This is a genomic window from Streptomyces sp. NPDC016677 (assembly GCF_055562815.1).
Genome location: NZ_JBVHEO010000048.1, coordinates 1 through 1226, shown reverse-complemented (window position 1 = coordinate 1226; position 1226 = coordinate 1). Strand labels below are relative to the sequence as shown.

3 protein-coding genes are annotated in these 1226 nt (G+C 33.7%); all 3 read left to right on the top strand.

Annotated elements, in window-relative coordinates:
- Positions 1-240 (top strand): hypothetical protein (locus tag ACZ3IG_RS36210; protein ID WP_467437490.1); only part of this gene is annotated, 240 nt, incomplete at its 5' end.
- 74 nt (positions 241-314) lie between these two features.
- Complete coding sequence (locus tag ACZ3IG_RS36205; protein ID WP_235856717.1) at positions 315-545, top strand: metal-dependent hydrolase; 231 nt, start codon at positions 315-317, stop codon at positions 543-545.
- A gap of 300 nt (positions 546-845) precedes the next feature.
- The coding region (locus ACZ3IG_RS36200; protein WP_467437488.1) for a CHC2 zinc finger domain-containing protein at positions 846-1226 on the top strand (381 nt) is incomplete at its 3' end.

Genomic DNA, 1226 nt, shown 5'->3' with positions numbered 1-1226 from the left:
GAAAAGGATCGCATTTTAGACTATAAAGGACAAAAATTTCTTGTGAGTATTAATTCCTTTGATTCTTTAGAGGAAGCAGAAAAGGCCATCTTAGAATATTGGTCCGTTATCAAAATGATGGATATAAAAGTTAGAAGCAAAACTAATAAGTTGTTGTCTAACGGATCTACTCATTTGAAAGGAGTTCTAACGCATGGAATTTCAAAATCAGCTAGAAATACTGTTAGAAAATCATCTTAATAATATTCGGATTGATAAGGAGCTGCTTTAAGTAAAAGTGGCTCTTTCTTTTATCTTATTAAAAGAGAAGCAAAATGCAGTATAAAACACATCTTTCCACTTCTTTAGTCGTTGCCTTTGGTGCAGTATTTCCAGATATAGATGAGCCGTATTCCTGGATTGGAAGCCGAACAAGGGGAATTTCTGATCTCATAAAAGGATTTTTTGGTCATAGGGGCCTAACGCATTCTCTAATGGGCCTATTTATCGTTTTTGTAACAATGATCCTAATAATGTGGTTAGCCTTACGCCTTTTAGCCCTATAATCGGCCTCAACCTAGGATACCTTTTACATTTAGTTGGAGATAGCTTTAGTAAATGAGGGGTTAAATGGTTATTACCCTTTTTGGACAAAGCTTTTCATTCTGGTTTGGGTGTTGTGTATTACAAAACAGGTTTTCTTGAAGAACGAATTATTTTTATCGTAAGTACGTTGCTTTTGGTTGCCCAAGTAAGAGCGCTCAACTTTGAAAGCCTATTTAATTTAAACATTGTACAAGCAATTTCAAATGTGATCAAGAACGCGACTTCATTTATTGGATCTTAACTATTAGGAGGAATTTTATATGCCGGCTTTTACAAAAGAACAAATTAAACATGCGGAAGCAATTGATATTATAGATTATTGTGAGCAAAACGGAATCGATGTAAAGAGTGATAACGAACGTTATTACCGGCTAGTAGAACATGATAGTTGTGTGATAGACAGAAGAAAAAACGCATTTTATTGGAACAGCAGAGGAAAAGGCGGTAATGTGATTAACTTTGTTCAAGAAATCGAACAAACTAACTTTATGGGGGCTATGAACAGCCTATTAAATAAGGAGTATGAATATCAAAATAATAAAAACGTTAAGTTTATTAGTGAACCTTATGAGTATTCAGCAGAAAATGAAGTTGATACGTTTGATAAAGCAAGAGATTATCTTGTTAAAGAAAGAAAAATT